General features: G+C 39.4%; 13 protein-coding genes and 1 pseudogene. 13 read left to right on the forward strand and 1 reads right to left on the reverse strand.

The window, feature by feature from the left end; all coding sequences use genetic code 11:
* The 6 genes and pseudogenes from DWY25_RS17335 to DWY25_RS17355 form a co-directional block, all read left to right on the forward strand.
* A pseudogene (locus DWY25_RS17335) lies at positions 1-759 on the forward strand (hypothetical protein); the annotation flags it as partial.
* Between the two features lie 60 nt (positions 760-819).
* Positions 820-1,017 (forward strand): hypothetical protein, encoded by a 198-nt coding sequence (locus DWY25_RS17340; RefSeq protein WP_117896355.1) that lies wholly within the window; start codon positions 820-822, stop codon positions 1,015-1,017.
* Between the two features lie 218 nt (positions 1,018-1,235).
* The gene (locus tag DWY25_RS17800; RefSeq protein WP_181981896.1) at positions 1,236-1,412 is read left to right on the forward strand and encodes a hypothetical protein; all 177 of its coding nucleotides are present in this window, start codon (positions 1,236-1,238) and stop codon (positions 1,410-1,412) included.
* Between the two features lie 67 nt (positions 1,413-1,479).
* Positions 1,480-1,779, forward strand: a complete 300-nt coding sequence (locus DWY25_RS17345; RefSeq protein ID WP_117896357.1) for a hypothetical protein — start codon at positions 1,480-1,482, stop codon at positions 1,777-1,779.
* 36 nt (positions 1,780-1,815) lie between these two features.
* On the forward strand, positions 1,816-2,022 hold the full coding sequence (locus tag DWY25_RS17350) for a hypothetical protein (RefSeq protein WP_117896359.1): 207 nt from the start codon (positions 1,816-1,818) through the stop codon (positions 2,020-2,022).
* Between the two features lie 68 nt (positions 2,023-2,090).
* Positions 2,091-2,279 carry a hypothetical protein gene (locus DWY25_RS17355; protein ID WP_117896361.1) on the forward strand — a complete coding sequence of 63 codons (189 nt, stop codon included), beginning with the start codon at positions 2,091-2,093 and terminating at the stop codon, positions 2,277-2,279.
* Here DWY25_RS17355 and DWY25_RS17360 read toward each other — a convergent pair.
* On the reverse strand, positions 2,276-2,506 hold the full coding sequence (locus DWY25_RS17360) for a hypothetical protein (protein WP_117896363.1): 231 nt from the start codon (positions 2,504-2,506) through the stop codon (positions 2,276-2,278). The two genes, DWY25_RS17355 and DWY25_RS17360, sit on opposite strands and share 4 nt — an antisense overlap.
* 384 nt (positions 2,507-2,890) lie before the next feature.
* Between DWY25_RS17360 and DWY25_RS17365 the strand changes: the two genes are divergently transcribed.
* The 7 genes from DWY25_RS17365 to DWY25_RS17395 all read left to right on the forward strand — a co-directional run bounded on the left by DWY25_RS17365 (position 2,891) and on the right by DWY25_RS17395 (position 8,400).
* Positions 2,891-3,085, forward strand: coding sequence for a hypothetical protein (locus DWY25_RS17365; protein WP_117896365.1), 195 nt, complete (start codon positions 2,891-2,893; stop codon positions 3,083-3,085).
* A gap of 13 nt (positions 3,086-3,098) precedes the next feature.
* Positions 3,099-3,398, forward strand: a complete 300-nt coding sequence (locus tag DWY25_RS17370) for a hypothetical protein (RefSeq protein ID WP_117896367.1) — start codon at positions 3,099-3,101, stop codon at positions 3,396-3,398.
* Positions 3,399-3,401: 3 nt separating this feature from the next.
* On the forward strand, positions 3,402-3,665 hold the full coding sequence (locus DWY25_RS17375; RefSeq protein WP_147336718.1) for a hypothetical protein: 264 nt from the start codon (positions 3,402-3,404) through the stop codon (positions 3,663-3,665).
* 1,042 nt (positions 3,666-4,707) lie between these two features.
* Positions 4,708-5,568: an ATP-binding protein gene (locus tag DWY25_RS17385; RefSeq protein WP_117896373.1), complete on the forward strand. Its 861-nt coding sequence runs from the start codon at positions 4,708-4,710 to the stop codon at positions 5,566-5,568.
* A 105-nt stretch (positions 5,569-5,673) separates the two neighbouring features.
* Entirely contained in the window at positions 5,674-5,952 is a 279-nt protein-coding gene (locus DWY25_RS17630) for a hypothetical protein (protein ID WP_147336719.1), read from the forward strand.
* Positions 5,852-8,128: a hypothetical protein gene (locus DWY25_RS17390; protein ID WP_117896375.1), complete on the forward strand. Its 2,277-nt coding sequence runs from the start codon at positions 5,852-5,854 to the stop codon at positions 8,126-8,128. The genes DWY25_RS17630 and DWY25_RS17390 overlap by 101 nt, the downstream gene beginning before the upstream one ends.
* A complete protein-coding gene (locus tag DWY25_RS17395) occupies positions 8,125-8,400 on the forward strand; it encodes a hypothetical protein (protein WP_117896377.1) in 276 nt (91 codons plus the stop codon). The genes DWY25_RS17390 and DWY25_RS17395 overlap by 4 nt, the downstream gene beginning before the upstream one ends.
* The last annotated feature ends 156 nt before the right edge of the window (positions 8,401-8,556 follow it).

Consider the following 8,556-nt stretch of genomic DNA (forward strand, 5'->3'; position numbering starts at 1 on the left):
GGGAAGTATCAGGATAGCGAAAAGAAAAGTACGAATCATCCGGAAACGTTTGAGGAAGTGGGGGAAATGCCAGTTGAACGCCCGGGTGCTCGGAACGATTTGGCTGACCTTTACGCAATGATTAAAGACGGTATGACAGACGCTGATATTATAGACGATGATCCGCGCTATATCCTATATATGGATAAAATTGAGCGCGTTAGGCAATCTTTGTTAAACCAGCAATATGCGGATAAGTGGCGTGATCTGCACGTTACGTATATTTATAGTACTGCTGGTAGTGGAAAAAGCCGATATGTCACTGATTTGTATGGCTATACATCGGTTTATCGGGTTACAGACTATGATCATCCATTTGATGGATACAAAGGCGAGGCTGTTATTGTCTTTGAGGAGTATAGGGGGCAGTTAAAGGTTAGTGATCTCTTAAATTATTTAGATGGGTATCCCTTAACTTTGCCATGTAGATATCAAAACAAGCAAGCTTGTTATACGGAAGTTTATATCATCAGTAATGTTGCGTTGGAAGATCAGTATAAACAGATACAGGTTGATCAACCGGAGACATGGGCGGCGCTTCTGCGGCGTATTCATGAGGTTAAACTTTTTTTGGAGTTTGGCCCATGTGATTATACAATGGAGCAATACAAAGAGTTTGTAATGACGCCGCGATCACTTAAAGAGTCGATTGATGACGCTCAGCGGGAGCTTGCTGACCGGATGTCGACAAGGTTTAATAAAAATAAGTTCAGGAATTAAAAATTTTATTGACAAAATATTTTAATAGTAGTAACCTTGCATTAAGGAGGTAACTATTAAATGACAAAAGCGGAGTACCGAGAGTATTTCGCACAATGTAAGCCACTTTTGAGGATGTCTTATTTTCTTCGCTTAGCTGGTATTGGTGATAGTAATTTTAGCTATTTTATGAAGGGTAATGATTTTCTTCTTTCTTTAGAAAAGTTAGAATTGCTTTATAACTGTATTGGCAATGAGTTGAATTCAAAAGTTGTTTAAGTTGTTGCGGATGTTGTTGGCTTCGCATGATGTAAATTTTCCGAAACAAAAAAATTGGATAACATACAATCTGAAAAATTGGATAACATACAATCTGAAAAATTGGATAATATACATCGTGCAAACATACTTCAAAAATCAAGGAAACTTGATTTTTTTAATATAAATATAGTTAGCATTACTTTACAGAGATAATAAAGAAAAGGAGAAAAAAGAAAATGAAAATCAAGTTAGAAGCAGAAATGAAAGTGGGCACGAGTAAGGCGGGGAAGCCGTTTGAGTATTTGTCTCTGAGTTTCCCTAATGGATATGACAAGATGATTTTCTTGTCGCCAGCTGAGAAGTACATGCTTCAGGGCATTCTGAATGATCTGGTTCGTCAGCAAAAGGCGTAAAATTTACCAAAAAAATTTTCCGGCATTTTAATTGTAAAGATTGATTTACAATTAAGAGGGGCTGGAAATGTTTACCAACCGCATTTATAAAGATGATCTAAAAAGGATATGTCAGATATATCAGGATTTAGATATAGCCGCGATGACCGCTAAGGTCGTAACAAAGCGGTATCTGATCAAAATGGGCGACACGATGACGTTTGCGGCTGATATGCGGGTTAAGCATTTGCCGTCTATGGCGGCGTTTGTCGAGGGTTTTGATTGGGTGGATGAGTGGGATGGTGATACCTGTTTTACTTGGTACATCGTCCCGATATTAACGGTATCGCCGTTGGTCAGTGCACGGGCTGGCGTTGATATAAATTGAAATTTTGTAGAACGAACAGAAAGGAAAAAGAAAAACATGAATTTAATGTTACTTGAAGGCGCAGCTTTGGATGTGAGCGGTATTGCGACAGCGATGGGCAGCTTGATGTCGTCCGCAGATGTCACGACTATTATCACGGCAATTATCGGATCGTGCGGTACATTGTTTGTGACATGGTTCGCGGCGCGTAAGATCGCTAGCGCAGTACAGCATACCATCCGCACAGGCACAGTGAGATTTTAACTTTCTGGGCTAGGGCTTGAAGCCTTAGCCCTTTATTTTTAGGAGGTGATTACACGGATTTTAATAAATTGCGCGCGGATTTGCAAACTGATCTTGTTTATGCTCAAGGTGATTTAGATGCCGCTGTATTGGATGGCTTTTGGGATAATGGCGATCGCGTTTTTTATCTACGTGGTTATATTGATGCTTTAGCTAAAGCGATAAGCGCTTTAGATGGTGTTGCTGTTGATCAAGACACAAAAAAAACCGGATGTTAATCCGGTAAGTCAGAAACATCAAATTTAATTATTGGATTACCGTTTTTGTCGATAAAGGCAAGCTGGGTATTTGTCTGATCAGCTAGTTTGATTAAATCGTCGATTTTCCAAGAGTTTAATCTGATTTTATTGTTAAGCTGTTGTCGTGATATTTGCCAAGCGTTGGCAATGTCTATCTGGTTTTGTCCTGACAGGGTTATGAGTGCCTTTAATTTATCTTGTATCATGGTTAATGCCTCCTGTAAGTAGATTATCACATTTTCACGTAAATGTAAATAATTTACAAATAAATTAAATAAATATCGAAGTTAACTGCAGAAGTTAACTAAAGTTATTGACTTGTAAATGAATATGGTTTACAATGGTTATATAAGGGAGGTATAGAAAGGAGGATAGAAACACCGCCTTATAGATGGAGGTGAGTAACTTGGATACGATGTATAAGTACCGTAATTGGTGCAAACAAAAAGGCTACAAACCCAGCTCCGACGAAAGCTTAAGAAGATTTGTAACCCGATTCCCACGCAGCCGGAACTAAGCCAGCTACACGATCGGCAGGGGCTTCCGCCCCTCCGGTCTCCATTATAACATAAATATAAGGAGAAAAGAAAATGATAAAAGCGGAATTTAAAAGAGAAAATAAGAAAATTATCGATACTTATAAAGATGATACAGCGTATTTTGACGGTAGCATGTCAAAACCAGAAATTTATGAAATGCTTAGATACAGAATGAAATTCGGGGAAGCTGAAACAAAAGTAATTATTGCGGCATTAAATCTAGCTGGAGCTAAATTCAGAATTTAAGGAGAAAAAGAAAATGAAGAAAATTGAACAGATGAGCTATGATGAGTTGATGGTTGAATGTGTACGCAGAGCGGCTGATTTGGCGGTAAGAATAGCGACGGAATATATCGATTATAAAATAGTTGGATATATTGAAGCCGATGATGAAACTACACAGTCGCAGGCGAATAAATTTAATGCCATGGTTGATTATACACTCTTTCTGATTGGTCAGCTTAATACGATTAAACGAGTGATTAAAGAAGCTAATCAACTTGGTGAGTTGGATGGTAAGCAATATTTGCTTGATTTCCTTTCAGGCTTGGAGGAATAAATGATGAATGAGTATTTGGTAAGCGAGGAATCTGTTAGGTTCTTGATTGATGAAATTCGCTCCGATTTTGAGGTAACAAGGCGACCGCTCGTATGCGGGGAAGTTGAGATTCTTTCTTCCTTTGCAAATTATGCGATCGATTGTTGCTATCGGCTATATGGTATGCTTGGAAGTCTTCAGGCTTTAAATTTGGGCGATTATTTAGAGATCGAGGCTTTCCGCGCCGAAATCTTTCAAACGATTGAAAAATTGTTTGAGTACAGATAATCCTTGCCAGCGCCGCCCGAACCACCGCCAGCCTTAAAGGGTTGGCGGTGGTGCAAGGCCGCCCGCCCCTTGAGCGCGAGCGTGGGGCGCATCCTAACGGCATTAAAGCGGCGGCTTATTGGTTTGTAGTCTGCCCGGATGGCGGGCAATCTCTGTATTTGCGCAGGCAAATACTAAGATAGTGACGCAAGCCATAGAGTGGGTGAGGAGCTTGCGACGAGGGGCATGCCCCTTGGGTTTGGCGTTTATTGCGTTGCTTATCAATTTAAATTAAAAAGGAGATATTTTAAAAATGAATTCAGTTATCCGTTTTTTATTAGTCGCTTTATTTTCGCCTTTTGTTTTTTTGATTTTTTCTATTTTAAAAAGGGCAGTAAGTTTTTTTATTGAAATTTTTAAAAAATCGAAACTATCGAAAAATAGGAAATTATATCATTTAGTATTTTTCTGTCATTTTTTTACAGGAATTGTTTCGTTTTTTTTAATCCGAGATTCATTGTTTTATTTGTTTCTGTTCCCGTTTTTTTTGGTTGGCTTTTTTGCTGTTTTGAAGTGGGATTTGTATTTGGATAGTTGTTCGCGCGAGTGCTTTTAAGTTATGCCGATAGAAATGATTTTTGAAGATTTGTTTTATCTTTGGCTTCCCGTGTTTTTGCTGTTGTGTCTTTTGCTTTTTATAAATATGTTTAAGTGAAACAAATTTCGGAAAGTATTAGGAGTAAAGATCGCGAAAGCGATTAGAATAAAACAACCTTGCTGATGGAGCTGGTGAGTGATCGGGAGCACGGCGCAGACGTGCGAGCGTTTGCGAGCCAGCGAGATCAGCCCCCGACGGTCAGGAGGGATAACGTTACGTATAAGATCGTAGTTACTTATGGTGTACTAGATTTAATGACGTTACAATCGTCATTTTATAAGCAAACTTACAGGGTTATTGCATGGGTGCCATTACTTTGGGCGCTACATTGGGTTAGATGGTTAATTGACCTGCGTTATTGCTTTGGTGCTGACGCAGTGGACATAAAACAGATGGAGGTATTATATGGGTATGGATACACAGGCACCAAAAGTGCCATTTCATCCGCTACAACAGTTTAAGGATTATCTGATGTATAAGATTGATTTTGCTCGTAATAATCCTACTTATTTTTGGGCTGATGGCTTATGTATTTTTGTCGGTCCTCAAGGTAGTGGTAAAACGCTTAGCGCCGTTAATTATGTTTATTCACTGATGGAACGTTATCCTAAGTGTAAATTGGTTACAAATTTAATGCTTAAAGATTATCCTATCGTTACTTATGATCAATGGTTAAAGCAATTTAATCTTGCGATCTCTCAGCGTTATTTTAACGGTAGTATGCGCTGGCTTGATCATGCATATCTTTACGACTTATATCGTCGCACAAATAGGGTGTTTGCGTTTGATAACGCTGATGATCTTACTCGTTACGAAAATGAGACGGAGGGTGTTATATATTTGATTGATGAGATTCATTTATATTTCAATAGTCTTGAAAGCAAAAACATTAATCTTGAATCAATGGTGCAGTTTGCTCAACAACGTAAGCAACGTAAGCACATTGTTTGTACGTCGCAGGTCTTCGGGCGCATGGCTAAACCTTTGCGGCAACAGTTTAGTGATGTTGTTGTATGTAAAAATATTATGGGTTGTATCCAATATAATTTATTGGTTGATCGGGATAATACGGATGAGAGTACAGATGATAGCCATGTATCGGGTACTGTCCGTAAAAAATATATGTTTATACACACTCCGCAGATGTATAAAAGGTATGATACTTACTATACAATTTCTCGCACTAAGTTTATTAGTAATGAGCTAAGGAAAGGGGATATATACGATCATGATCGAGACATCAGTATTAACACAGGCGGTAATTGATTTATTTGCCGGGGCGTTTCCGCTCGCTGTCGTGATGGCTGTTTGTGCAACGGCCGCTAATTTTGCGATTTGTTTAATAACAGGTAAAGAAAGGATAAGATATTAATGGATAATTTAACAACGCCAGAACCAACGGAGGAAACGGAAAATGGTGTGGATACGCAGAACACGCCGATACCGGAGGTGTCAGCTACGCCGATTATTATACAAGACACGCCGTCTAATGTGGATTATACAGAACATTTGCAAACGATTATATTAAATCAGGAAAGGGGTTTAGAATATGCTGAAACTACGGCAGTATATGCAAAAGCTTGTGCTTATATTTTGTGCATTGCTTTGTTTTTTAGCTGGCTCATACAATTTATGGACAGTCGCCGCTGAGGATGTAGAACCAGCGCCACCATTAGAAACGTTTGACGACGCTGAGTATATAGCAAATTTGCAGGCGGCAGGTTATGCTGTCGTTGGTTCGGGTACTTATGACGATCCATATACAATTATTGATTCGTCTGACCAGCCGGATGTTATGCTAATGGACGCTGGTTCTGACGTTATTGGTGGCATTGCCGATTGGTTGCTTGTTGCTTTAGGCAAAGCGGTTGAATCGTTTACAGGTTTATCGGGTATAAGCGAGATAAAGGCTGTAATGTCCGCCGCCGCGAATTTTGATGAACATCGTCAAGCATTAATGGACAAAGTTGTTGAGGGTTATGATCCAATTACTAAAACGTGGAAAAATCAGATTAATACATCTGATCTAAAAACATTTGGTAAAAATACGATTGGTCAACTCAACGGTACATATTATAAAAGTCAGCCAACGCTTATTAATGTAGGTGAAACTACGGTTCATGGTTGGAGTGGTTCTAAGAAGACATCAACGACTGTTAAAACATGGAAGTGGAGTTATGATACAGTTTATACATGTGATCTTGCTTCTGATCATACTGGCACATTTGGTTATACATATTTGGGGGGCGTTGGTGCTTCGACATATTTAAAAACTAAATTTTCTGGAGCTTCTATTACTGCTAAAAGAGTTTTTATTGGCGATCCTAAATTATCATATTATAAATATACTGGTTCTTCGAGTCATCTCTTTTTAGTAAAATATGATAGTACCGTACCTTTTGTTATTGGTAGCTCTTCTGATAGTATTGGAGATGACGCTACTTGGTATAGTTCTATAATTCTTCCAGCGAGTTCCTCGACGTCTGATTTTCAATGTGCGCTTTGGAATGTTACTTATCCAACACCTACTATATCGTCTGGTACTGCCGCAGGTACTGTTGATTTTGATAATACGGATTTTGATACCCGCCTTGAACAGGCGTTAGGAAATATTACTATAAATTTGCCTAATAATTATGACTATGATCTGGATGAGCTGTCTAAAAAGACAGCTCAAGAAGTTTTAAATATTTTAGCTGGACAGACAACACCGACTCCGACACCAACATCAACGCCGACACCGGGATTTAGTGCTTTTGATTATGTTCTTAACGATAAAGGACAGACTGTATATGCTGGAAATTTTGGCATAAATGAACAAACGGGTTTTTATGCTTCTGACACTCGTTTTAGTACACAAGGTATAGCGCTTAATGATGGTAGTTATACTATAACTATTCCAGAGGGATTAAAGCTTACTATATTAACTCAAAATGGTACGGCTTATAGTTTGTATAGTCGTTGGTGGGGGGATGAGCGTTCTTTTACATTATCGAAACCGACTACTGTTTATTTTAGTTTCAAAAAATCTGATGAGTCATCTTTGAGTATGTCAGATATTACGCTTGTCCTTAAGGGCGGTAATTATATTGTGCCAACGACTGACCCATCAGGCGGCGGAGATACAATAAGTAAAAGCTGGTGGCAAACTAATCTTATCGAGCCTTTTGGCGCTCTTTTAGGCGGTATAGGCAACGGTTTAACTGATTTAAAGGATATTGTTGTTGGTGGCTTTGAAAATGCTCTTACAGGTTTAAAGGATATCATTGCGGGTATTGGTACACAGATAGGGCATTTAGCTGACATCGTAGCAAACACAGCTCCCATACAGGGCATTAAAGATATATTGCTTGGCATGGCTGATAATGTATCGGCTGGCTGGTCTGCTTTGTCTGATTGGTGTGCTGATCTGCCTGGCATAATGGAGGATATGGGTAAGAGCATAACAACGTCTATATCCGGTGTAATGGTCGATATTAAAGCGCTGGTTATCCCTGATACTGATGTTGTAGCGCAGTCGTTTGATGAGGTCAAAACGATTGCGGAGGATAAGGTAGGGATTTTGGGCTATCCGTTTGTAGTGCTGGGACAGTTTTTTGATCTGTTTACAAAGAACACAAGCGGGCGTGGTTGTATTGTTTGGGGTGACGCTGTTTATGATCATACTGTCTATTGGCATAAAGGCGAGGTATGTTTAGCGGATTACGTCGATCGCATAGGCTATCGATCGCAATATAATCTTTATTTAGATATTATGGATGGTGTTTTAGTGATCGGCGTTGTTTTGCTCTGCGCGCATAAATTTAGGAGGATATTTGGTAAATGATATTTACAGGGTTAATGCAGATGGTACTGGGGGCTATTAAAGGTATTTTGTCTATACTTCCGGCATTTCCGGCTACTCCGGCGTTTATTGTTACTGGAGTAATGACATTGTTTACGTGGCTTTCGGGTGGATTGGAGTTTTTATCATTCTTTGTCCGGCTAAATACTATCGTGACGCTTGCGCCTATAGTTATACTGATTGCGGAGGGCGAGGATATTTATAATATGGTCATGTGGGTATTACGCAAATTACCATTTTTAAATATCAATTAGTTAATTTTTGTAAAATTATCACAATCCGCAAGGACATAGGCGCAAAATGCCTGCGCGCCGAGCCGCTGGCGCGGCTGGCGGGTGGCGTTGCGCCGGGTGTGGAGGTTGCCTAAGTATAGTATTACCTTAGGCAACCTCTGTGTAATGTGTAAAGGT

The sequence above is a fragment of the Holdemania filiformis genome, assembly GCF_003459085.1.
Classification (GTDB): Bacteria; Bacillota_I; Bacilli_A; order Erysipelotrichales; family Erysipelotrichaceae; genus Holdemania; species Holdemania filiformis.